General features: G+C 49.5%; 17 protein-coding genes and 1 pseudogene. 3 read left to right on the top strand and 15 right to left on the bottom strand.

The window, feature by feature from the left end; translation table 11 throughout:
- Positions 1-77: 77 nt before the first annotated feature.
- From nifH to WA407_RS09565, 3 genes and pseudogenes are all read right to left on the bottom strand, one after another.
- Positions 78-944, bottom strand: coding sequence for a nitrogenase iron protein (gene nifH / locus WA407_RS09575; protein WP_061831012.1), 867 nt, complete (start codon positions 942-944; stop codon positions 78-80).
- Positions 945-950: 6 nt separating this feature from the next.
- The gene (gene nifB, locus WA407_RS09570) at positions 951-2,450 is read right to left on the bottom strand and encodes a nitrogenase cofactor biosynthesis protein NifB (protein ID WP_336077247.1); all 1,500 of its coding nucleotides are present in this window, start codon (positions 2,448-2,450) and stop codon (positions 951-953) included.
- 271 nt (positions 2,451-2,721) lie between these two features.
- A pseudogene (locus WA407_RS09565) lies at positions 2,722-3,171 on the bottom strand (GH32 C-terminal domain-containing protein); the annotation flags it as partial.
- A gap of 667 nt (positions 3,172-3,838) precedes the next feature.
- Here WA407_RS09565 and WA407_RS09560 point away from each other — a divergent pair.
- The 3 genes from WA407_RS09560 to WA407_RS09550 all read left to right on the top strand — a co-directional run bounded on the left by WA407_RS09560 (position 3,839) and on the right by WA407_RS09550 (position 5,469).
- The gene (locus tag WA407_RS09560) at positions 3,839-4,339 is read left to right on the top strand and encodes a hypothetical protein (protein ID WP_061831006.1); all 501 of its coding nucleotides are present in this window, start codon (positions 3,839-3,841) and stop codon (positions 4,337-4,339) included.
- A gap of 256 nt (positions 4,340-4,595) precedes the next feature.
- Positions 4,596-4,988: a hypothetical protein gene (locus WA407_RS09555; RefSeq protein ID WP_336077245.1), complete on the top strand. Its 393-nt coding sequence runs from the start codon at positions 4,596-4,598 to the stop codon at positions 4,986-4,988.
- On the top strand, positions 4,939-5,469 hold the full coding sequence (locus WA407_RS09550; protein ID WP_336077244.1) for a hypothetical protein: 531 nt from the start codon (positions 4,939-4,941) through the stop codon (positions 5,467-5,469). Before WA407_RS09555 ends, WA407_RS09550 begins: the two co-directional genes overlap by 50 nt.
- A 390-nt stretch (positions 5,470-5,859) precedes the next feature.
- Here the strand turns inward: WA407_RS09550 and WA407_RS09545 are convergent, their stop codons facing one another.
- The 12 genes from WA407_RS09545 to WA407_RS09490 all read right to left on the bottom strand — a co-directional run bounded on the left by WA407_RS09545 (position 5,860) and on the right by WA407_RS09490 (position 23,891).
- Positions 5,860-8,355, bottom strand: a complete 2,496-nt coding sequence (locus tag WA407_RS09545; RefSeq protein ID WP_336077243.1) for a rhamnogalacturonan lyase — start codon at positions 8,353-8,355, stop codon at positions 5,860-5,862.
- Positions 8,356-8,800: 445 nt separating this feature from the next.
- Positions 8,801-12,073: a DUF5704 domain-containing protein gene (locus WA407_RS09540; RefSeq protein WP_336077242.1), complete on the bottom strand. Its 3,273-nt coding sequence runs from the start codon at positions 12,071-12,073 to the stop codon at positions 8,801-8,803.
- A 4-nt stretch (positions 12,074-12,077) separates the two neighbouring features.
- On the bottom strand, positions 12,078-13,022 hold the full coding sequence (locus WA407_RS09535; RefSeq protein WP_336077241.1) for a copper amine oxidase N-terminal domain-containing protein: 945 nt from the start codon (positions 13,020-13,022) through the stop codon (positions 12,078-12,080).
- A gap of 439 nt (positions 13,023-13,461) precedes the next feature.
- Entirely contained in the window at positions 13,462-15,762 is a 2,301-nt protein-coding gene (locus WA407_RS09530) for a glycoside hydrolase family 127 protein (protein ID WP_336077462.1), read from the bottom strand.
- 86 nt (positions 15,763-15,848) lie between these two features.
- Positions 15,849-17,072 carry an NAD(P)/FAD-dependent oxidoreductase gene (locus tag WA407_RS09525; protein ID WP_336077240.1) on the bottom strand — a complete coding sequence of 408 codons (1,224 nt, stop codon included), beginning with the start codon at positions 17,070-17,072 and terminating at the stop codon, positions 15,849-15,851.
- Positions 17,069-17,404 carry a (2Fe-2S)-binding protein gene (locus WA407_RS09520; RefSeq protein WP_336077239.1) on the bottom strand — a complete coding sequence of 112 codons (336 nt, stop codon included), beginning with the start codon at positions 17,402-17,404 and terminating at the stop codon, positions 17,069-17,071. The genes WA407_RS09525 and WA407_RS09520 overlap by 4 nt, the downstream gene beginning before the upstream one ends.
- On the bottom strand, positions 17,401-17,715 hold the full coding sequence (locus WA407_RS09515) for a (2Fe-2S)-binding protein (RefSeq protein ID WP_336077238.1): 315 nt from the start codon (positions 17,713-17,715) through the stop codon (positions 17,401-17,403). Before WA407_RS09515 ends, WA407_RS09520 begins: the two co-directional genes overlap by 4 nt.
- The gene (locus tag WA407_RS09510) at positions 17,708-19,144 is read right to left on the bottom strand and encodes an aldehyde dehydrogenase family protein (RefSeq protein WP_336077237.1); all 1,437 of its coding nucleotides are present in this window, start codon (positions 19,142-19,144) and stop codon (positions 17,708-17,710) included. Before WA407_RS09510 ends, WA407_RS09515 begins: the two co-directional genes overlap by 8 nt.
- Positions 19,145-19,159: 15 nt before the next feature.
- On the bottom strand, positions 19,160-20,047 hold the full coding sequence (locus WA407_RS09505) for a dihydrodipicolinate synthase family protein (protein ID WP_336077236.1): 888 nt from the start codon (positions 20,045-20,047) through the stop codon (positions 19,160-19,162).
- A 63-nt stretch (positions 20,048-20,110) separates the two neighbouring features.
- A complete protein-coding gene (locus tag WA407_RS09500) occupies positions 20,111-21,112 on the bottom strand; it encodes a proline racemase family protein (protein WP_336077235.1) in 1,002 nt (333 codons plus the stop codon).
- Positions 21,109-22,317, bottom strand: coding sequence for an NAD(P)/FAD-dependent oxidoreductase (locus WA407_RS09495; RefSeq protein WP_336077234.1), 1,209 nt, complete (start codon positions 22,315-22,317; stop codon positions 21,109-21,111). Before WA407_RS09495 ends, WA407_RS09500 begins: the two co-directional genes overlap by 4 nt.
- A gap of 47 nt (positions 22,318-22,364) precedes the next feature.
- Positions 22,365-23,891, bottom strand: coding sequence for an Ig domain-containing protein (locus tag WA407_RS09490; protein WP_336077233.1), 1,527 nt, complete (start codon positions 23,889-23,891; stop codon positions 22,365-22,367).
- Between the last annotated feature and the right edge of the window lie 6 nt (positions 23,892-23,897).

Raw genomic sequence — 23,897 nt, 5'->3', positions numbered from 1 at the left:
CTCCCTCCTGCGAGCTGTGCGTTCAGCTCCCCCCACCATCACACGATGATTCCGTCATTAAGCCTTCTGGCTACAGCCTACTGCCCAGACGCCTCAGCTTTGTTAATTGCGGTTTCTTCATCCTCAATAATGCCGAATTCCATCAATAGCTCCTCTAGCTCTTCCATGGAAATAGGAGTAGGAACCGTCAGCATATCGTTATTCAAAATCTTACCTGCCAGCTCTTCATACTCCGCAGCCTGCTTATGTTCCGGGTTATATTGGGTAACAGTCATACGGCGCAGCTCAGCATGCTGCACAACATTGTCACGCGGCAAAAAGTGGATCATCTGCGTGTTCAGTCTTCTTGCAAGCTCTGTAATCAATTCCGCTTCCAGGTCCGTATTCCGGCTGTTGCAGATTAAGCCGCCCAAACGCACCCCGCCGCTGTTGGCATACTTCAATATCCCGCGCGCAATATTGTTGGCAGCGTACATAGCCATCATCTCGCCTGAGCATACAATGTAGATTTCCTGCGCCTTCTTCTCCCGGATCGGCATGGCGAAGCCCCCGCACACGACGTCCCCCAGTACATCGTAGGATACAAAATCCAGCCCTTCGTAGGCCCCCTCTTCCTCCAGAAAATTAATGGCTGTGATGATGCCGCGTCCTGCACAGCCGACACCAGGCTCTGGCCCGCCGCATTCCACGTTCAGAATGTCACCGAAGCCCTTCTGGACAACATCCTCCAGCTCCAAATCCTCTACCGTGCCCCTTTCAGCAGCCAGATGCAGTACGGTCTGTTGGGCCTTCGTATTCAGAATAAGACGGGTGGAGTCTGCCTTGGGATCACAGCCTACGATCATAATTTTTTGTTTGAATTTGGTCGCGAGCTGAGCCAGTGTATTCTGCGAGGTTGTCGATTTGCCGATACCGCCTTTACCGTAAAACGCAATTTGTCTCATATTTTCTCAGCCTCCAAAATGTTCAATGGGTAAATCCGAATGATTGCCCTTAACTCCCTTATTGCGCTTACTTCCCTTATTGCTCTGCACAGGATACATATAACGCAGAAATTTTACATATTCCAGAACGGATTCCTCAATATCCCCGCCGCATACAATAGGCAGCACGCCAGCTTCCTGCAATGCCTCTTTGGGGGCTTCGCCTATGCCGGACGACAGCAGCAATGCACAGTCATGCACCATGGAAAGGATCTCCTTCATCGTCTCGACCTTGTCTCCATTGCAATCGGCTTTCCCATGGCAGTAGGATTGCACCTTACGAATGCCTATGAAATTTACGATAGTCCCGTCGCTTTCATAGATCATGAATTCCTTGGCACGACCGAAATGCTGATTCACCTTCCCTCCGCCACGACTGGCCACAGCGATTAGGACTGGCTTTGAGGTAAAGCTTGCTTCAGGCTTATCCTCCGATAACGGGCAGCTACATCCAACCCCGGTTGACGTTTTTTTGTGGTGCGATTGTCCCTCCTTGCGTTCCATTCTCACTCTCACCTTCTCATCCAGTTCTTTCTGAAATTGTGCCCTTGCCTCTTCATCCATGGGAGGAGCAGCCGCAATGTTCTCCCATGTAAAATCCTGATTGCGATCCTCGCCCAGCAGTCCAATCGCATCCGCCCTGCACTGACGGCAATGGCGCATAATGACAGCTCCCGCCTCAGCACATTGCTCCTGCAGCAGCCGGACCAGACGGGGACGGGGGGCCCGCATCCCTTCCTGCTCATACCGACTGCCGGGTGCGATGATGAGCGGCATAATGTTGTGCAGTACCGCGCCGTGCTCCTTGACCACCCTGGCTACCTCTGGCAGATGGGCATCATTGACTTCGGGAATCAGCACCGAGTTCACCTTGCACAATACGCCTCTCGAAGCCAGCATCTTCAAGCCTGCCAGTTGGCGATCAATCAACAGCCGCGCGGCCTCCTCTCCTGCATAGCGTTTTCCTTCATCGTAGACCCATCCATAAATGCGGCTCCCCACCACTGGATCTACAGCATTGATCGTGATCGTGACATGCGAAATACCCAACTCTACAATCCTGTCGATATGCCTGATCAAGGTAAGGCCATTCGTGCTGAGACAGAATATGACATCCTTAACTGTCTCACGGACCCGGCGGAAGGTATCGAAGGTTGCCTCCGCATTGGCCAGCGGATCTCCAGGTCCCGCAATGCCGACAACGGACAGTTGCATCAGCTGTGCCGCTACGCCATAGGTCTTGCTCACCGCCTGCTCCGGCGTGAGCAGTTCACTAACAACGCCGGGACGGCTTTCATTGACGCAATCGAATTTGCGGTTGCAATAATGGCACTGAATATTGCATGCCGGGGCTACTGGAAGATGAATGCGCGCAAAATAGCGATGTGCCTCTTCGTTATAACAGGGATGTCGTCTGAGGGTTTCCAAGGCTAAGGGGGTTTCCGAGAGATCAGCTAAAGAGTCCATTCATTCCCTCCTCTCTACGTTATATTCCCTTACACAATTCTCTGTTTTTGTCTGGAATATAATTACATCTTAGAGACAGAGACAAATACAGTCAATTCGCTTCTCCATGAAATCCCTGATATTTATCCTCATTTCACATATGTGTCAAATTTTACGTCAAGTAATATATCGTACACTTTACATGTGCGCGGTTACATTTCATATTCTCAATAACATCAAGACGTAAAAAAAGAGAGTCCGTAAATACGGCTCTCCTTTTGAGACAAGAAATTCAAATTGGCTCGATCCTTACATATTGGTAAAACGCCTGCCCTCCAAATACATTCACACCCACATGTCCCTCGGTAAACGTACCCTCTTCCAGGTCGATGACATGCTCACCGTCTACGTCAATGCGAATGCGAATGCGCAGGCCCTCTGCCACGATTTTAATATGATGAAACATTTCCGGCAGAACGAATCTTGGAACCTTGGCAAGCACCTGCTGATCCTCGAAACGGCCGTCTTTTTTATAGAACAGACGAATCGATTTCATATTGAGGTCCAAATTCAGGTAATAGCCACTCGTTCCGTCAGCATTGGCGCGAAAAATCATGGAGCCCGCACTTCCTTCCGAATCGGAAGCCGTAACAACAGCTTCTCCCGGGGCAACCGCCTCCATTAGCACGCTAACGTCCTCGGACGCAGTGATCTTGACAATCTCAGGATTGTTGGAGACCCAAATTACATCACGCCTTGAACAGATCCCGTTAACCTTCTACAAGCCACCCGTGCTGAGGTACTCCGTCACCTGTCTCTAGTGCCGCACCCGCTGCAGCAACCAAAGACCACTTGTAGCTCTAGCTCCAGCTGCAACTATTGTAACGCAAACATCAAAATCTGAATTAGGATGACTGGCATGATACTGTAGAGCTAAGGCTGATAAGATCACACTTTATCAAAGTACCAGTGATGCGATGAATAGCTTTCTGCCGATAATAGGTAATTTCTACAACACAACGAACAATCAAAATATTGAAGTACGGCATAATTTAGTTCTTCTAATTGATCAGAGCTTAATACAGGTTGGAGAACATCGTTTTGGGTAATAAAACTCATTAATGCTCTTGCGATGCTCTGATAATATGAAGGCATTGTTCCATTTTTTTATTCATCCCAATAAACTGTCTGGGAAATTGTTCGGATTTTCGGAGTAAAACGAGCCAAATGAGTCCAGGAAATCCAAACAGATTTTTGAGTAAATACGAACAATTAAATTCAGGATTAATATGGAAATAAATAATATATTTAATACTATATTACTATTTTTTTGTCGAAACACTACAATAAGTGGAATCTTTTAGTGTAATAAGGTGGTAGTTTTATACAAATATAGGGAGGAATAATCAGTGAAGAAAAAACATTTAATTGCGTCAGCCTTATCTTTAGGTTTACTAGGAGGAGCTATTGCCGTGCCCAGTGCGATCTTTGCGGATTCAGATGCTGTAACTGATTCTGCAAATACATCCACTACTGCACCCCAAGATGCTGGTACAACAACTACTAGCGACCATGTTATAACTCCTCAAAGCGTGGGAAATTCCTTTAACTTTACTGTAGGGGGAAGTGCAACTGCACCAGGCAGCTTTGAGGTTCCTAAGGGTTTCGGGTATGTTAAATTGCGCATTAGAAACTATGCAAATGCCCCAGTTGATTTTACTGTAGAACACAATGATTCTGGTAAAGCGTATGTTGACGGCCAGACAATCAGCAAAAACAGTGAAACTGTTTGGAGAAGTGCTGATGCTATGCGTTCCGGACGATATACAATTCAGTTCCGTGGTGGTTCAAACAAAGTTAATGTGGAAGTATGGGGCGTAGCCGGTTCATTGCCTTCGGACGCAAAATAATAGCTGATCAAAACAAAGAGAGCTTCAGACCTTCGTCGTCGGTCTGGAGCTTCTTTGTTTTATTTTTTTAGGTCATATCGTAGTTTGAATAAATCTTTTAGCATATCAGACAATACAAAAAATTAGCATTTATGTAAGAAAAAATTGACCACTGGACAGAAAATGACTATATTTGTATTAGATTGTTATAATTTCTGGAACTCACATCTTGGTGTACATACTCCATATTACGAAAAAAACTATGGGAGGAAGTTGGATGGAAGAAGTTTTGGAAGGGAAAGACGCTACTTATTTATTAACGGATCATCATAGATTGGATAAATGTATTGAATTACTTCATTTGCGGTTCTCTCAACATGCCTGGGAAGATATATTGGCCATAGCCGATCATTTGCACAGCCTTGCTGAGAAAATGTATAACGAAGCGCAAGAAGCAAGCTTGCAAAAATTGCCTTATCTCTTTAAGGCAGAACGGCCTTTGGTATTTCTATTACGGGTTCAGCTATCTGGCCAAGGGAACGGCTCTTCAAAAACTCGGTTTGTACGATCAGGCCAGAGAGTATATTTTGAAGTATTCGGAATTAGGCTGGTTTTCGGGGTTGGACAAAATCGGCTGGGAAGAAGTCGATCGATTCAAATTTTTTGCTAAAGCAAATCTGTATACGAATGATTTGCTGTCTGGAAAATTGAGCGTGCTACCTGAGTATGTTCAATTTTTAGAAGATAATCCGGAAGAGTTATTGCCCGGACTCGTCACGATCATGGAGACAGCTTCGCTTCATTCGATTAATATAGATGATCTACTTGAAAAATTCTCAGAAAAAATAAAGGATTTTGGAAATCTCGAAGATGCTACAAATAGAACTCACTATTTTAGATTCTTGTATCATCGGGCTATTTACTATGCTAAACATCAAAGGTATCAAGATTCTGTACAGCTTATTTTACTGTTTTTAACATCTTATAATATGATTAATGATGCGGACTTTAAAAAGTTTGTTGTACTATTTGAGGTTTATCGGCAGTATGCTTCAAATAAGCAAACAGAGCAGTATCAAAATCTTTGTAAGGAGCTGTTGAAGCATGAAGAAGGCGTTAGTATCTGTGATGGTGATATTCGCTCTCGTTAGTATTGTCCCTCTAAGTGGCTTTACCAGCAGCAACACAGGATCTTTTACAACTTTTTCACCAGAAAATCACGGTTGGAACTAAATGTGATTTTCTGTAATGAGAACCATCAGTGTTGGGGAAGTCCTCCTGACATTGATGGTTCTTTAATATTTGGGGTCATATGCGACCACTGACGCTTTTTCGCAATCGTTCCGTCCTCTCCGCTGCTTTCAGCAGATCTGCTATTTTAGAGGTGGTCTAAAACCAGAAATGCCTACATGGATAGAGTCGTCTATACTCTTAAACTTTTGAATACAAAAAGGCAAGCCTCTAAAATTCAGAGGCTTGCCTTTCTAAATCCATTAACTAATTTATATGCGGAAGTAGAATCTTAGGCTTCAGCTAGTCGTTTATAAATTCTCTGCTGGAACTACAGGAACTACTGGGACTGCTGACTCTCCATCTATTTCCGTTCCATCGACTTCTTTTTCATCTACCTCTGCTGCCTTTGCCTCATCCACCTCTGCTGCCTCTACTTCATCCGCTTCGTCACTGCTCTCTTCCTCTATTAAGGCTTTTGGCGTGTAGAGCTTGGGAATCGGCACATTCGCCCAATCCATATCGGACGCAAAGTAAAAGCTCGTATAGGACGGCTGGTTATACCCGGTATTTTGACGTGCCACATCCGTGCGATACTGCGGATCATGCATCAACGTGTACAATTTATGCGTCGTAGGTTCTGTGCTCAGATAGATACGGATTGCTGAGCTATCCGCTGTGCGGACGAGCATTTCCTCCCGCCAATCTCCGAAAATGTCGGCTACCAGCGATGGCGTTCCTTTCGTATAGTTGTTCGTTTTGGTTCCAGTGGCGGTCAACAATGTACCTCGTTTCCAATCCTCAATGGTTGGGGTTACATCAATTGCGCCGTTTACGATTTGTGTAGTCATATCAGCTGCCCATTTGATACTCATATTGGTGCCGGGCATCTTTGTATCCAGTTGTTTGCCCGCTGCGGTCCACAGGCCGATGGCCCACGTCTCCAGACCTCGCTGATCCGGGTCTATGTCACCGACCATTCCCCGACCTGTATCCTTGCCGGAATATGCGCCGTAAATGATTTCACCTGTTTTGGCATCCCGCAAAGAATAGCCATATGGAGCGTAAGTGCCACCTTCATGTACCATAAAGATTTCTTTGCCGGGGCGATCCGGGTCAATATCGGTTACATGCAGCGCATCGCCATGTCCCAATCTGGCGGTTTGACCCGGAGTTGCGCTTTCAGGAGGCATGACATCAAATGAGCTGTACAACAGGCTGCCATCATGGTCAATCGTGGCGGAACCGTATACGATTTCGTCCTTGCCGTCACTGTCCACATCCACCATGCTCAAAGAATGCGCTCCTTGTGTGGTCAAGGTGCCAAATTTCGGGTCCGTTCCATCACGCCCATGCGAACTATCGTTAAATGGATTGGTCATTGGTGCCCAGCCACTGTCTACCATCCAATGTTTTTGGAGATGGCGACCATCCCATGTGTAGGTAGCCAAGGTGGAACGCGTATAATAGCCGCGTGCAAATACAGCGTACGGCTTGCGCCCGTCCAGGTAAGCCACACCGGCCAGGAAGCGGTCTACACGGTTGGCGGGTTCAATCCGGGCCATAGCATAGTCACCCCACATGAGGCCATCGTCATGACGCTCCGGCTCATAGCGGATGGTATCCAGCTCAGCTCCCGTTTTCCCCTTGAAAATCGTCAAATACTCCGGTCCGTCTACAATAAAGCCCTCGAACTCTCTCAGCTTGTTTTTGTCGCTCCGTGAAGGTGCATATACATCCATAAAGTAGTCTGTCAGGCTTTCCGCATCCTTTCGGGATAACGGATAACTGTACTTCGGAGCGATGCCAAAGCATTCCTCCAGCGTAGCAGGCCATTGTCCCTTGACCACTTCTTCATGCTTCGTCCAGTTCATGAACATGTTCACCACATGCTCATAATAATCCGAGCGACTCAAACGGTAATCGTCCTCATGTGTAATCCCTGCTTTGCGATCCTCACGTGGCAGAGTAATATACTTTTCTTTTTTCGGCTTGCCCTTCTTATCAAATGAAATCGTTTTGGTCCCTGGAGCCGTTTTGAACATCAGCTCGGCTTTACCATCGCCGTCAAAATCGTACACCATTATCTGTGTATAATGTGCACCTGATCGAATATTCACGCCCAAGTCGATCCGATACAACAGCTTGCCTTCGGCCGTATACGCATCGACATACGTATTTCCGGTATACCCCTTCTGAGATACATCCTTGGAGTTCGACGGGTCCCATTTTACAAAAAATTCATATTGCCCGTCTCCGTCCACATCCCCCACACTCATATCGTTGGCCGAATAAGTATAGGATTCACCTGCGGGTGTTACACCATCGGCAGGCTTTTGGAGAGGAAGTTCATAGTAACCCTGCTGCCATGGCTTCACTTTAGCGCTACGATCCTTTTCCTTACCTTTTACGACTGAAGCTACTCTGTACACCGCATTTCCGGTTCCTTCCTTATCCACATAGTTGGTGCTGTCAGTCACCGTCGCGATCTTCTTACCGTCACGGTATACGTTAAAGTCCGCTCCTGTCAGCCCCGTTGGACCGTAACCGTTCACTTCTTGAGCCAATAACCGCCAGCTTAAAAATATCCCCTCCTGCGTCACCGCAGCTACCAATCCGCGATCCAGCTTTTCCAGCTGAATGCTGCCGCTACGGTTCTGTTCTACTGCAATTGCTGATTCCGCCTGCAGTGTGGGTTCGGATAAGTCTTCCGCAGCCACTCCTCCAGTCGTCCCCGTCATCGCCAGCATCGCTGCCAACGCGGCGGTCAAGCTTCCCTTTCGCCACACGCCTTTCCCTCGAGCCATTCAGGTCGTCCTCCTCAATTGTATTGTGATGACAAGCTAATACCTGAAATGATTGCGCTTACATAAATTAAATTTCCTTACTATTATAGTTTTGCCGTTCCCCCAAACGCGTTTAAATATCCGAGGATTTCTCTACACAAATCCGTGTTGTTTACTCATTCCAAATAAAACAGCCCTCACCAAGCCTGCATGAAAACGGCATGTTAAGGGCTGAATATATGTCTAATCTCGGCTTTTATACTCTAGTGATATCCAATAATTTGAGCTACAACCACGAATACTGCACCCAGTACGAACCAGGTGGCCAGTAACGGCCAAAGTAGGCAAAATCATATTCGCATAAACTCAAAAGGAAATATAAAAAACGGACAGTGGATTGTTCCCATTGTCCGTTTTCGTATGTTCGCGCTAGCTATGGATTAGGATTCGTCCTGGTTACTACAAGCTAGTGAGGGACAAATGAACTGAAATCGTCCCTGCTTGACTGATCCGCATGATAAAATACTACATCCCCGTCCTGTAAATGAAAGATATGCCCGTACGGGTCTTTTATCTCTCTGCGGTAACCCTCCAGTTGCCACTGGTTCAACAGCGGGCCATTTATATACTGTAAATGTGGATGCTCAGCGTCCCCCTGACGCAGTGACTCCACATTAAAGCGGACGACGATAAAGCCCGTTTTCTTGAATATATCTGTATGCTCGTTTAGCTCCTGACGGCGACTGACCTCGCGCAAATTCGTGCCTTTGGTGACTGCGTACACATCAGCAGGCAGGCTATATTCGCCATACCAGCGCTGAATCGACGCATTAGCGCGATCCACGTTGACCCCATTCGGCAGGTCTGTCTTCGGACCAATCAAGGTACGCACAGCCGCAGGCAGCACCAGCCAGTCGTAGCGTCCAACCCAGGTCCTGCTGCGTGCAATACGCTGGGCATACAGAGAAACATAGCGTTCCAGTGTCAACTGGCTTTGTTGTGCTTCACTCAGCTCATGCTTGTATTGGTAGGCTGCCGTGTCCTGCATTTCCTCCATCGGCACATTGCGCAGCCGTTCATTCAAAATAACATAGCGCTTTTCCCGGTCCTCCGCCGATCCCAAACGGATAAATTTTCGACTGCCGGAATGTGTATACAGATCTACCTCTTCCCGCTGTCGCCCATCTTTGCTCACCCAATAGAACGATGGCGTGATGCGAATACCATCCTTGGCGCTAAACATATTGCCTTTGGTCTTGAGGTCAAACTTGAAATGATAGCCTGTCTTGACCGCCACATTTGTATAACCTTCATATGGGTGACTGCCAGGGCGAACGGGCAAGGTGAATGGCTCCGGGTTCCCTCTAGGCAACCCGTCAATATTGCCAAGCCCCGTCCAATAGGACAGACCGCTATGCGTTGGACTTCCTTTTCGCTGCCGAAATACCCGCTCCCAATGGTAATCGGCAATATCCGTGATATGAAAATCGTACATCCGTCCGATGACCTCAATATTCACCACATCATTGGCAACATGATGGGCTATATCCATGTTGGCATGGCGCTGTTCGGTGAACCCGTCCGGTGCATTTTCGGCAATGGTACGGAACTCTACTGTATAGTTGCCTTCATCCACCCATACGGGCAAATAAAAGTCTGTGTCGAGCTGCAGCACCGGAATGTCGATCCAGGTACCTCGTGGATAAAATATTGTCTTTCCTTTGTCGTACACATCGAACGGAAATCTCACCTGCTTGGTTCGTACATATTTGGCATACTCCCGATCACCATAGCCAGGAATGTTCAAATGCGGACCTGCTGTCGAGATCGTCACCCGGAAAGGGCGCTCCAAAATAAGCGCGGATCGTCCCTTCGTAGGTTGGGTTTTCTGATTATGAGCAGCATCGTCCGACACACTAGACAGATTCACTACGGGAGTGTGGACAGTCACCGTATTAATTCCCTGTATCGGGAACGTTTTATCCGCACCTCCATTGATATTTCCCTTGAGAATAGCGTAAGTGATGTCACCGCTGCTGGGCGTATTGGACTTATTGATCTTGTGCTTTTCAATCATATGGCCCGGGCTGTACAGGGTATCCGACCCGATTTTTACGGGTTCAGGGATTTTGCCAGGAGTCGGCCCCTTTTCCTTGACACGCTGGTGATCCATGATCGTTTGACCGTTGAATTTCACAGTATCGTTTTCGACTTCTACGTCTGGTGTAGCCTTCTGGGCCACAGGCTCCAGTGATCTTTGTTCATTGGGCACCTTCGGCATACTCTTGCCGCCATAAATATAAAGTGAACCCCCATCGATGATGCCCGGAGAAGGAGCCGGATAGTATTTTCCGTTGGTCGCTGATTCTACAGACGGCGGCGTGTAATTCCGTGGTGGAATCGTAATACTACCTCCCGGCAGTGCATAGTTGCGTAGCTGCGCGTTCTTAATACCGTACACCTCAAGGTTGTCGATCACCCAGTAGGAGTACGGTTTCACAATTTCGTATTTGTAATACTCCACGACCTTCATGTGCCGGGTATCGTTGATATCTTCCCATTCCAGATCATACGTGCGCTTCAGCTTGACGTTGTAGGTGCACTCGCCTTTGAGCTGTTGGTAGGTGTATTGAAACAGGTAATTCCGGGCCAGCACGTTTCCGTACAGGCTTTCAGAAGTTGGAATACCCTTGGCTACATCAAAACGTGACGCGCCTCGCTGATCGGCTTTAATAACGGCAGATACTGTCGGGTCCAATTCGGCAGTTTCCAAGCGCAGACCTGGAACGGGGCGGGAGCAGACAACACCTTTCGTTGGCTGTTCATGATCTTGGCAATCTGAGGGAGCTCCCTCTTGGCTTTCTCCAGGCTTAGGACAGCCCCGAGCTTCTTTGTAATACAAGTAAGCGGTAAACTGTTTAAAAGAACCGTCATAGGTAAATCCGGGTACAATTCCCGGTAAAATATCTCCGCTTGGCGGTTTACCTGTCGTGCTTTTCTTATAACCCACATACTCATATTTCGGGTTGGTTGGCGGGGTAAAATCATACAGTTGATCAGCTTTTAGTTCATCTTCTATTGGTGTAAATACGTTGTTAAGAGATTTTCCATCAGTGGTAAAATGCTTGACGATTAGACCACTCTCTAGTTCGATTTTGAATAAAATGGGCTGATAGATACGCCAGGCTTCTACTTCCTTTGCGCAGGTGGGGCAACTCTCTTCTTTGATGTTTCGAGCCTGATCTACTGGATCAAGTTTCATGTTTACGGTGATTGGGATGATAGTAGTGTCTGAACCAATTCCTTGTTTTTGAAACGGACGGATATCTAAATCTTTTGTGCCCTTACTCATATGTCTTGCATATTCCTCATAATTGTCTGACCGAGATTTTATAAAATAATCACCATAATTCATATAATCGGCTATCGTATATAAGCGAGCGGTAACGTTCTTGATTTTACGGCCCGGAAACTGAAACTTGTAAGTGAAGGTTGCTTCACCCTGCATTCCTTTTCCAGGCTGCTTCTTTTGGGTTACCCATTCCCCGGCTGTGTTCTTCCACATGTCGAAATACATCATGCCGACAAAATAGCGATCATTTTTATCCGCATAATAAGACAAAGGTGTGATTTCCGTATCGGCTGCCGCCTTGTCAGCGGAGAAATAAAAAGGTGGGAGCTGCAACAATAGCAGTACTCCCACCAGCAATACGGCCAAAATGCGTTTGGTGTTGCTCATATGGTTAATTTCCTTTCCACGGATTAACCATCATCGGGATATAGTCCCTCGATGCGAGGTCAAAACCAATGTAGTCAATATCTTGCAACTTAAAAGATTTATAGTTTTTAGTGCCTAGGTAAAGCTCATCAGCAGATGAATAGATCGGATAATAAACCATTTTCGTACCATCCCCGTTGTCTTGCGTCATTTGTTCTAGTGCAGGACGAAGACGTGCGTCTTTATTCCTTGTCAGGTAAAAAATCCCCCCTGCAGTAGAATTCGTTTTCACTCTCATCTGTAGGTAGGATACACCCTTAGAGGTTGTATAAGGCTCAATTGAATAAATATCACGCAGCATCTTAACAGGCAAATCATATTGTTTAAAAATTATCACTTTATTGTATGGCTGACCAATAACATTTTTTAAAAGCCCAGGTGTTGTACTAATCGCCTTCTTATACGGCTCAATACTCACTGCCTGATGCCCTGTATCCTCCAGCGCAGCAATTTCCTTCTTCCCAATCCAGACCCAGCGGCTGACCTTATCCCACTCTACCGTTTGCCCCAGACCCTCACTTACCAACCGCAGCGGCACAAAAGTACGGTTTTGCTTCAAAATAATCTTTGTCTCATACGTTTTGGTCTGTCCATCCACGGTAGCGGTATTTTGACCCACTGTCATGTTAACGGCATGTGCATCATTTTTAATCGACACAGCCAATTGGCCGCCTGTTTTCTCCCAGCCTACCTTAGCCCCTAGCGCTTCAGATACAAAACGAATCGGAACCATCACATAATCGTTACTATCCTGAAAAGGTTTAGCATCTGGAAACTGTATTTTTTTCGCGTTTAACAAAACTTCAATGGGTTTGGTGCTGCTTGCTGCCTCCGTCGTTGGAATCGTACTTGTCGCCCCCCATAGCAACGTGACTGCGGTCAAACTCAACATCCATTTTTTCATACTCATCTCTCTATCCCCTTTGTCAGCTTAAACTTTAAACTATGTATAACATCTCTAATCTCATAAACTTATCGCATCCCCACTTTCGGAAAATACTGGATACAACTTATATATTATAGGGTTTCCCTATTACAAAATCTATAAGAAAAGCTTCTAATACACAGCATTCCAAACAAATAGACTCTATTGAGCACCCCCTCCCCCCTAAATCATAGAACTGACTCTTTAAAAAGTTTTATATTTCCGCAAAATCTCAACAAAAAAGGGCTGCCTCTCCCCTATGAAGGAAGAAACAGCCCGTGTGCTTCACGCGCAACAAAACTATGAATATATCAGTTCATACCACCATATGGATTATTCCAGCATCATCCAATATTTCTTACATCATAAATCATACCGGACTAAAAATCAAACGTTACTTTTCTCTCACGAAACATTTCAAAGATCATTCATGTATACCTGAACTTCCAGCTTGATAGAGTTGCTCATACACGTCCTTGTTGACCATCCTCAGCCCAAACAATCTGCGAATACGCTGTCCCGGCTTGGCCTTGAAGGTCACCGTCGCTTGATCCTTCCCCTCCAGATATGCAGCCGGAATAGCGGCATTAACGTTGTAAAACTTATCGGCCTCATCAAAACCTTCACTAAAATGCTCAAGCAGATGACCGTTAATCAAAATATCAAAACCGCAGTTAGGCATTTCCAGCGTAGCTGTGTAGGTAATGACCAACAGCATCAGAGCAGATGGATCTGTATTTAAATCAAAAGAAAACCAGCCATCAATTCCCGCATTCCGGTAAGGTCGGTTATTCACATATCCGGTGCGAGTCGAAGCATCTCCCTGGAAGTTATGATCCCGCTCTGGCTGCATTTCTCCGGGTTGAGCAAAATCAATCGTGCACTGATCCAGAATCGCCAGCTTTTCACGTGCCGCTGTGTATTCCTGTTCCGCCTCCTGCCAAGCTTCCTTCGTAAAAATGTCCCAGTATACGGAATACGTATGGTCATGCATTTTATACAGAGGAGACAATTCCACATCCCGGGGATGCCCTGCATTCAAGGTACGAAACGTATTCGTCTTGCCTTCCACGGGCTGTATCCAGGCATCTAGCTCCTCCGTTAGAGGAATGAATACGGGTGTGTACAGGAAATCCTTGGCTTTAGGATCTTCTAAGGGTCCCAAGTCGCCTGCCAGCACCAGCGGTCCATACATGACAGCCGCCCGACCCGGGTTATCCGGCATCTGCTCCAGCCTCAGCGACATCGGAATCGTCACCTCTACAACATCACCGTCAACCCACGTTCTGGCGATAGAGATGAAGCTGCCCGGTTCCGATACGACCGATTGTTCCTTGCCATTTACACGAATGGTAATTCCTTGTTCAGCCCAATATGGATAGCGGATGAGTAGCGTAAATGGAGCTGGTTGATCGCATTGAATCTCCAGCGTCGTATGATCCGTATCTGGGTAGGAAGTGTTTTGTTTTAGCGTAACGCCTCTGTCCTTCCATTCTAGCGTGGAGGCAATGAACTGATTGACATACAGCTTATCGTGATCGTGAAAATAAATGCCGCTGCCGTAGCTCGCATGGTTTTCCATCCCTGTGCCGACACAGCACGTAAAATCATCAAATTTGCTTTCAAAATGCTTGTGTCCGCCCATCGCCAGCGACAGAAAATACGTTACGCCCCCGTGAACCGGGTCCTGCGAAGCCAAAATATGATTGAATAGACCTCGCTCATAAAAGTCCGCTTCCTTGGCGGAAGCATTCCATTGAAACAGATGATTGGTCAGCTTAAGCATGTTATAGGTATTGCACGTCTCCGTCGTATGAGGCCCGATGCGATCATTCAAGCCATCTGGCGCTCCAAAATATTCTCCAAAGCTATTCCCGCCAATGACATACGAATGATGATCCACCACCCGCTCCCAAAAAAACTCCACCGTTGCCCGGCGTTTCGTATCATTCGTGAGCTCATATTCCTTGGCAAGCCCGATCAGCTTCGGAATTTGTGTATTGGCGTGAATGCCCTGCAAGCAGTCCTCCTGCGAGCTAAGCGGGTCCAGCACCTGCTTGTGCCAGAAGCACTCAGCCAGCCGCAAGTAGCGCTCTTCCCCGGTATCCGCATACAAATCGGCCAATACCTCATTCATGCCTCCATATTCGCAAAACATCATCTGCTGCATCTGCTCATCGCTCATCGGCTTCAAAATTCCTTCGAGCCAGTCCGCCAGCTTGCGTTCTACACCTAATGCCTTATCACAGCCTGTCAAATGATACGCATCACGCAGGCCAGCGAATAACTTGTGTAGTGTATACAAGGGGGCCCATGCACCGTTCAGGTCAAAACCCTTCGAGCGAATATTTCCAGCAGACACCTCTTCAAAAAGTTCCTTTCCCCCTGGAATACCGGATACATATCCGTCACCATGCGCCGCCTGACAAACGTCTAGTTCATCCGTAATGTAATGTGCGATTTCCTTAAAACGCTCATCGTCTGTTGAAGCATACATCATGGAGCAAGCGGACAAATAATGTCCCAGTGTATGACCGGAAATAGTCATCGCTTCCCAGCCTTCATATTGAGGCGCTTTGGGCGCAAGTCCGGCATATTCCCGAAAACGCGCCAGCAGGCGGTCTGGTTGAAGTTCCAACAGATAAGATCGGTTCAGCTCCATCGCTTGTTTGAAGGGACCTTCAGCCAATACCAACTCGTTCAGTGCGAACGGCCTTGCTTTCATATGGGCTTTTGCTTTAAGAGTCACTTTCCGTTCCTCCTTTAAGGCGAATTTGGGATAAAAAAACGCATATCAAACACAACGAGCCGTTACGCGCCGCTGCCAGAGGTTTGCCCCCACTGCTGGTACAGCTGCGTTCTCGCCTCTGTAATGCCGGGATGAAACTGAATCAGCGCATGCTTCCGTGCAAAATGGACCTCACGGATCGCCTCCTGCACCCGCTGTTCTCCGCCTGTTCCGCCGAGTCCAGCGGCATGGAGCATAGAAGCGGCGGCTAATCGACCTTGGGCCATCGCGACCAGCCCGCTTTCGATGCCGGTAATATTGCCGGCAACATACAACCCTTTGAGCGGGGTTTCCATTCGCTCACCATGTAGTGGAACATGCCCGCCTAGCTCAGGGCTGTACACGAATTTGCACCCGGCTACCGCCGCCAGCTCAGCGAGCGGGTACAAGCCGCCGCTCAGCGCCACGAAGTCGGCGGGTTCGACGCGCTCGCTGCCGGGAATAGGCGAGCCGTCCGGTTTAACGTGGACCAGGGTCACGGATTCGACCCGGTCCTGTCCGTTGACGGACAGCACCGCCGTCCGCAACCGGATCGGGATATCCCACAGACGGAAGCCTCTGTGGGGATAGCAGCACGCGATGAGTTTCTCCATCCGCATCGCAGCTGCCAGCTTGCCGCCGGCGCGCATCCAGGCGGCCGGGGCCAGCCCCGACAGCTGAAGCAGTAGCTTGGCGGAGGCTGTCGGATCTGCCGCCGCACCAGCCAGCGGATTAGCACACGGCAGTGTAATCGCCGCCACCTTCACTCCGGCGACGGACAGCTCGCGGGCAATCGCCATCGACAATACGTTCATGCCTACTATGATGCCGCGTTCTCCCGGCTTGACGTAATGAACATTGGTCATCACCTGCGCAGCCCCGATGGACATTACGCCGGGCAATGTCCAACCATCCAGCGGAACGGGAATTTCGGCAGCTCCAGTCGCCAGCAATACGTAATCCGCAGTGAACAATCCACAGGAAGTGGAAATTTCCCACGTCGTTGTATATTCCATACCATGTACGGAAACGCCGCAGCGAATGTCTACCCTAAGTTCCCTGCAACGGGTAATCAACTCATCCGAAACGTGTTTTCCAACCCACCAGCCTTGACTGCCTTCCTCATGATATTGCCCGGGCATACGTCCACCCGGCTCTGTAAACTCATCCAGTACCGTGACTGGCAATCCTTGCTCAGCAGCCGATACCGCTGCGGACAATCCGGCGGGACCCGCCCCAATGACGATGAGATGCGCCATTTCATTCATGTCACAATTCTCCCTGTGATTTCATTCGAAAGCTGCCGTCCGGTTTCCACCACCATACCTTCCTCCAGCTTGGTCAGGCAGGAACGGACGGTACCGAACGGATGAACCGTCAGGCGGCATTCGTTACAATGCCCAATGGCACAGTATACACCTCTGCCCGTACCGGATTCCTCATGCCTTCTCAGCAAACGGACGCCGCTGGCCAGCAGTGCTGCTGCCAATGGCTCTCCAGCCAATCCCTGCATGGGACGACCGTCAAAAATAAAAGATACCTGCCGCCGCTCCGGCTTTGGTCCCAAAATAGGATGATTTACAATACGCATATGGCTCATAAAGAATCTCCCTCTGCCAGCTGCCCAAACGTTACGGGACGCACCGGAGGCCTTTGGGATAACAGCTCCGCCTCCCGGCGGGCGGCAGGAACCTGATTGTAAAACCATGACTCCACCATTTGTCGGCATACCCTACCCTGACATGCCCCCATCGTCACTCGTGTAGTCATTTTAAGCTGGCGCACGGTGTCCGCGCCCATGCGGCAGGCCTGCTCCATCTGTGCGATACTCACTTCTTCGCAGCGACATACGAGCAAATGACCTGATGCACTCCCAATCGTCTCACTTCGTCCCGTCGCCCGTTTACTCATAGCTAATTGCGCAGGTTTTAATCGCTGAATAAAAGTCCAGCGCCGCCTGGCCCTGCTCCCGAGTATGTGAGCTGGATTGCTTCAGACCGCCGAACGGAGCCTGGTATTCAACACCAGCCGTCTCCTGATTAACCCGGACCATACCAGCGTTCGCCTCATTCAGAAAGCGATGAGCCAGCCGCAAATCGCGGGTGAATAGAGAGGCGCTTAGCCCGTAAATAGAATCATTGCACAATCGAATCGCATCCTCGAAGTCGACTGCCTGCACCACACCCAGCATGGGTCCAAAAATCTCCTCCTGAATCAATGGATGGGACGAATCAAGTCCAGTCACCACCAGTGGGCGCACATAATACCCGTTCTCCGTCCCGGCGGTGGCTCCGCCTTCAGCCAAAATGTCGGCTTCCCGGCGGGCGAGTGATACATAGGACATGACCTTCTCATACTGACCTGCGGATGCCACAGGTCCAAGATACGCACTGGGGTCAAGCGCCGGAGCGATCTGAATTTTTTCCACTGCTTGGCGTAAGGCTTCCGTGAACGTCTCATAGACAGACTGTTCCACAATCACCCGACTGGTGGCCGTGCATTTTTGCCCGGCTGAACGGAAAGCTCCGCTGGCAATCATCGCCACCGCCTGTGCTACATCCGCGTCCTTCAGCACCACAGCGGCATTTTTACCGCCCATTTCGGTCTGGTACTTGATATTACGGCGTGCACATCGTCCCGCAATGCCCAAACCTGTAGCAGTAGAACCCGTGAAGCTGACCGCATCCAGTACCGGATGCTCCAGTAAGGCATCGCCGATGCGGTTACCTTGCCCAATGACTAAGTTCAGTACGCCGGGCGGAAGCTGCACCGCCTCGAATAGCTCGGCGACCCGTACTGCAGTTAATGAAGCATGTTCGGCAGGCTTCCAGATGACCGTGTTTCCGCACAAGAGTGCAGGGGCGATTTTCCATAGCGGAATAGCTACCGGAAAATTCCACGGCGTAATGACAGCCGTTACCCCCAGCGGAATACGCTTCGTGTATTGGAGCACTCCCGGCTCATTCGAAGGGATAACTGTGCCGATAGAACGTACGCCCTCTGCCGCATAGTACCGGAGCAGATGGACACCTCGCATGACCTCTCCGCGCATCTCGGTAATCGGCTTGCCCATCTCTCGGCTAGCCAGTTCAGCCAATTCAGGTAATGCTGCCTCTAGTAACCCGGCTGCTTTGAACAGATAAGCTCCCCGCGCTGCGGGACTTAAAGCGGCCCAGCCCACCTGAGCCAACCGTGCCGCATCCCCGGCCTGTGTAATATCGCCCGTCTCTGAAAAATGGACGACTCCCACCTCCTCCTTCAAGGCCGAAGGATTGTGAACCACCATTTCCTCGCCGGAAGGGCTCAGCCACTCACCGCCGATCCAATTTCGGCTCTCCATCGTCTTCACCTCCATTCAGGATGATACTTCGCTTGGACGAACCGCCACCTCAAATGCTTCGCGAATGCGGTCATAATCCGACTGCGGCAGCGCAAGTCTGGGCGGACGTGTCGGGCCGACTGGAAATCCAGCCAGCTCCATCATATATTTGATGGACTGTACCAATTGTGGGCTGGCATCATAGTGGAACAGCGGCAGCAGCCTGCGATACAACGCGGACGCTTCCGCCATATTTCCCGCCTGCGCAAGCCGGAACAGCTTCACCCCTTCCTTGGGCAATGCATTCGGTACTCCCGAAATCCAGCCTGTCGCGCCGAACAATGCCCCCTCCATCGCCAGATTATCCACTCCAACCATGACCTCCAGCTCTGTCTGGTTCAAAATTGCGTGAATACGCCGTACATCACCGGAAAATTCCTTGACTGCTACGATATTTTCAATTCGCGACAAGTCCGCAAGAATATCTGGAGTCAAGTCAACCTTGTAATCATGGGGGTTGTTATACGCAATGATCGGCAGGCCCACCTCCGATAATGCTTCATAATGGGCCGTTACCTCGTGAGGCAGTGGATTGTAATTAATGGGCGGCAGTGCCATGACACCCGCAGCCCCTGCATCCTTCGCATGCTGAATCCAATGCACCGCCTGTTTGGTGGACGGAGCTGCCGAGCCGACAACAACCGGGACACGCCCTGCCGCAGCGTCAATTACAGTATGCACAACCTGCGACCGTTCCTCCGGGGACAAAGCCGCATATTCTCCCAGCGATCCCGTAGGAACCAGTCCGCTAATGCCGCTTGCAATCAGATGCTCGCACAGCTCGGTCAGACGCTTATGGTCTACCTCCAGCTCTGCCGTGAACGGTGTAACCAAGGCCACATATACACCTTCAAAACGTGCCATATGCTCACCAACCCTTTCCCATCTTTATTTTCATATTCAGCATTCGGGAATGATGTAAAATGCTCACATCAGCAAAAAACCTTCTTTAAGCGGGTCCTCGGGGTCCAACACAAATTGATGATGTCCCGTCACCCAAGCCGAACCTGTAATTTGTGGAATGACTGCCGGATAAGGACCTATCTGCGTCTCGCCCACGATTTCAGCCCGAAACATGGAGCCTGTGATGCTTTCATGTACAAACGGCTCATGTAAGCCCAGTTTTCCCTTGGCGTGCAGCACCGCTACCTTGGCCGAAGTTCCTGTGCCACAAGGAGAACGATCGATCCCTCCCGGTGGGATGACGACGACGTTGCGGCAATCGGCCTGCGGAGCCACAGGCTCCCCGTAAAATTCAATATGTGTCAATCCTTGAATAACCGGATTCTCAGGATGTACTACCTCAACAACAGCATTTACTGCCTCCCGAATCTGTACCGCTGTTCGTACAATTTCGGCCCCATTGCTCTGCTCCAGTACAAGCCCAATGGAAGCCGCCTCTACAATGCCGTAAAAGTTGCCTCCATACGCAATATCCAGCGTGACTTGCCCGATACCCTCTACCTGGACCTTCACCTCACGGCGATACACAAAAGAAGGGATGTTTGTGAACGTTACTTGTCGCACCTTGCCCGCATCCACCTCCAGCCGCACTTGAACCGGGCCTGCCGGAGTGTCCAGCAATATCGATTTTTTATCCTCAGCAATCAGCCCGCCTTCCATCAGCGCTGTACATACTCCAATCGTATCGTGACCGCACATCGGTAAATAGCCGCCAGTCTCTATAAAGACCACCCCCATATCTGCACCTGGATGACAAGGTTCTGTTAAAATGCAGCCAGACATCACCTTATGCCCTCGCGGCTCGAACATCAGCAGACGGCGAAAATCATCATGATGTGCTGCCATATAAGTCATTTTTTCCAGCATCGTGTGACCTACCAGCTTAGGCGCGCCGTGAATGACCGTCCGCGTCGGATTGCCTCCCGTATGGGTATCAATGGTAGTAATTCTGCTCGGTACACTCATCCGGTTACCTCCCCGTGAACCTCGTGGCTGGTAAAAGCCTCACCAAATCGGTCATATCGCAACGGCTCAACCGGAATGCAAGTGGATTCACTCCGTACCATTTCGGTCACCAGCTTACCCGTCACTGCCGCAAGACTAATGCCATCCCCCTCATGACCAGAAGCGATATACAGCCCCGGTACTTCGTCCACTGCCGATACAACCGGCAAATGATCAGGTGTCCATGGACGCAAGCCGGTATACGCCCGCATCAGCGGTATATTGGCTAAAGCAGGAAAAAAACGAATGGCTCTGCGGGCGATTAAGCGAATCACTTGCTGATCGACACCTGTGTCCATACCGACAAACTGACGGCTGCTGCCGATCAGAATATTTTGGGATGCGGTTGGCTCGAACACCAGCGCTACACCGTATTTTTCATAAAGCTCATCCACACTCCGCTGACCGCCAAACTTGCTCATCAGATAGCCGAACTCCATTACCTTGCGGTTCCCAATGGAAGGCATTCGGGCAGACACCAGTATATGTCCTTTGCGCGGCATGATCGGAAGGTCCAAACCGAGTGAATGACCGATGCTGCGTGTCCACACACCTGCCGCCAATACCACTGCACCTGCATGGATAACACCATTGGGCGTCTCTACCCCGCGGACGTTTCCCCCTTCGTCCTTAAGGACAGATTGTATCGGTGTGCGGGGCAGTAGCCTCGCTCCCATCCGACGCGCGGCCCCGGCCAGTGCATACGTCATCAACACCGGATTCACAGTGGAATCTGTCGCACACTCCAGTCCGCCCGGCAAATCTTTCGCTAAATGCGGCCATTCCTCTCGCAAATCCTGCTGATCCAGCATGCGAAACTGGAGTCCTTCCTGCTGCTGACGGGTTACCCATTGCTCAGCCGCCTGCATCTCCCGATCGTTTTCACAGACCAGAATACTGCCAGGCGCACGATACTCGAACTCATCTTCCAGTTCCCTAGCCAGCTCTGCCACCAGCTCCTGCGATACCAACGACATTCGACTGTCAAACCCGGGCTCTTTATCGATTGCCAATATATTTCCATCACAACGGGACGAAGTGCCTCCAGCAATCTCCCCTCGCTCAGCCAGCACGACCTTCATGCCGGAATTAGCCGCATAATAAGCGATGGCTGTACCGATGATTCCACCGCCTACAATGACCAGATCCGCGGCATCCTGTTTCATTCGCTTCCCCTCCCTTCGACCGTTTTAATCTGTTTGTGAGGTATTCTTTACAGCTTAAGCGTAAAGCTTTGTGTCACAGGCTTGCTCAGCTCATCATAATCCCGCAGCTGTACGGTAAACGTATACGTCTTGTTGCCTGCTCCGCTGTCTGCTGTTCCGCTAATCGTTCCTGTAAAGCGGTCCAGTGTGAAGCCTGCGGGCAGTTGACCGCCTGTCACCGTCCAATCGTAAAACGGTACGCCTCCCTTGGCCTCCAGCTTGGCCGTGTACGTTTTGCCTTTGACGGGTGCAGGCAATTCCTTTGTCATGATTTCTGGCGCGAGGAAAGGAGTCAGGTCCCTACGCAGCGGCCAGCCTGCCTTTTCTGCTACCAGCAGCGAAAGCTTCGTGTTCATCCAGCGCCGAGTCGGGAACAGATGGCGCCAGCCTCCATTTTGACCGCTCAATCTGTCGACTTCTGCAAGCTCTCCAGAGAAATGATAGCTGTCGTCCAGCGCGGCTGGTCTGTGCTGATAAGCCATAATATCCGGGTCATTGCCCGCCACTTCCTTCAGCGCTTTGACACCCGGGAATATGTCGCTGAATACAATCGCATGACCGAATTCATGCATGATCAGCCCATGCACATCCGTCACTTTGGACAGATCGGATTGATACCATTCTTCATCGTCCACGGATGTGAATGGAATCGCATCATCATAGAAATCCAGAATCAAACTATAGGAACGGTTCAGATTCCCCGGGACGGTCACACCGTTACGTGTATGATAATTGCCGTTCGTGGCTGGAAAGCCCGTAGAATAAGGCCCGTTCAGCCCTCTCATGAATACCCACATGCCTTTATAGGGTTTGTCATTCGTCACCTGTATTTCATTTTGCCAATCGTCCCCTGGCAGATGGTTTACCTCCGCGTTGGCAGGAACCTCATCGAACGGCGCCAGATCAAAGAAATAGAACCAGTCCTTTACCGCCAGCTCTGCGGCCTTTTTGGTATCATCATCATTGAAATAAGGCCTGATCGTATCGAATCTGTAGTCAAAATGGAGGGGGACGGTGGGCTCTTTATTATCGTCCTGATCCAGCACGCGAATCGGAATGGACTGAGTAGTCGTGTGACCATCATTTCCGGCAACGGACATAGACAGCGTATAGTTCTCTATTTCACCGTTTCCTCCAATCCGGTCAGGATGGATGGCTAGCCGAAAATCTTTTTCCTCCTGTGCATTGGCAAAAGTCAGCGTTTTGCTTGCACCTTGCGCCGACAACGTACTTGGCAGATCCATCATCAGCCGGGACGTGCCCTGCGCATTTAACGTAACCGTTAACGGAAAAGCAGCATCCGCTGGCGGCATCACTTTTAGCTTCACATACGGGTTGGCCAGATACCCTTGCCAATCAACCAGATCTATACCATAATCGTTCACCGTCCGACTAAAGATGTCGATGACTTTTACATCCGACTCCGCTTCGGCATAAGCCGTCTGTTGCCCAGGAATAGCTGGTGTCAAAGCCACTATGAGAGAAGCTGCCAGCGCAGTCATCCATATTTTGGTGCATCTTTTATACGTGTTCATTCAATC

The organism is Paenibacillus sp. 203 (assembly GCF_037027525.1).
Taxonomy (GTDB): Bacteria; Bacillota; Bacilli; order Paenibacillales; family Paenibacillaceae; genus Paenibacillus; species Paenibacillus polymyxa_B.
Note: the sequence above shows the minus strand (reverse complement) of the source record. Positions and strands in the feature narration are given on the sequence as shown.

What these genes read in the sequence shown, in the direction of transcription:
- nifH (WP_061831012.1), bottom strand. Translation starts at nt 944, where the DNA reads ATGAGACAAATTGCGTTTTACGGTAAAGGCGGTATCGGCAAATCGACA.
- nifB (WP_336077247.1), bottom strand. Translation starts at nt 2,450, where the DNA reads ATGGACTCTTTAGCTGATCTCTCGGAAACCCCCTTAGCCTTGGAAACC.
- WA407_RS09555 (WP_336077245.1), top strand. Translation starts at nt 4,596, where the DNA reads ATGGAAGAAGTTTTGGAAGGGAAAGACGCTACTTATTTATTAACGGAT.
- WA407_RS09545 (WP_336077243.1), bottom strand. Translation starts at nt 8,355, where the DNA reads ATGGCTCGAGGGAAAGGCGTGTGGCGAAAGGGAAGCTTGACCGCCGCG.
- WA407_RS09540 (WP_336077242.1), bottom strand. Translation starts at nt 12,073, where the DNA reads ATGAGCAACACCAAACGCATTTTGGCCGTATTGCTGGTGGGAGTACTG.
- WA407_RS09535 (WP_336077241.1), bottom strand. Translation starts at nt 13,022, where the DNA reads ATGAGTATGAAAAAATGGATGTTGAGTTTGACCGCAGTCACGTTGCTA.
- WA407_RS09530 (WP_336077462.1), bottom strand. Translation starts at nt 15,762, where the DNA reads ATGAAAGCAAGGCCGTTCGCACTGAACGAGTTGGTATTGGCTGAAGGT.
- WA407_RS09525 (WP_336077240.1), bottom strand. Translation starts at nt 17,072, where the DNA reads ATGAATGAAATGGCGCATCTCATCGTCATTGGGGCGGGTCCCGCCGGA.
- WA407_RS09520 (WP_336077239.1), bottom strand. Translation starts at nt 17,404, where the DNA reads ATGAGCCATATGCGTATTGTAAATCATCCTATTTTGGGACCAAAGCCG.
- WA407_RS09515 (WP_336077238.1), bottom strand. Translation starts at nt 17,715, where the DNA reads ATGAGTAAACGGGCGACGGGACGAAGTGAGACGATTGGGAGTGCATCA.
- WA407_RS09510 (WP_336077237.1), bottom strand. Translation starts at nt 19,144, where the DNA reads ATGGAGAGCCGAAATTGGATCGGCGGTGAGTGGCTGAGCCCTTCCGGC.
- WA407_RS09505 (WP_336077236.1), bottom strand. Translation starts at nt 20,047, where the DNA reads ATGGCACGTTTTGAAGGTGTATATGTGGCCTTGGTTACACCGTTCACG.
- WA407_RS09500 (WP_336077235.1), bottom strand. Translation starts at nt 21,112, where the DNA reads ATGAGTGTACCGAGCAGAATTACTACCATTGATACCCATACGGGAGGC.
- WA407_RS09495 (WP_336077234.1), bottom strand. Translation starts at nt 22,317, where the DNA reads ATGAAACAGGATGCCGCGGATCTGGTCATTGTAGGCGGTGGAATCATC.
- WA407_RS09490 (WP_336077233.1), bottom strand. Translation starts at nt 23,891, where the DNA reads ATGAACACGTATAAAAGATGCACCAAAATATGGATGACTGCGCTGGCA.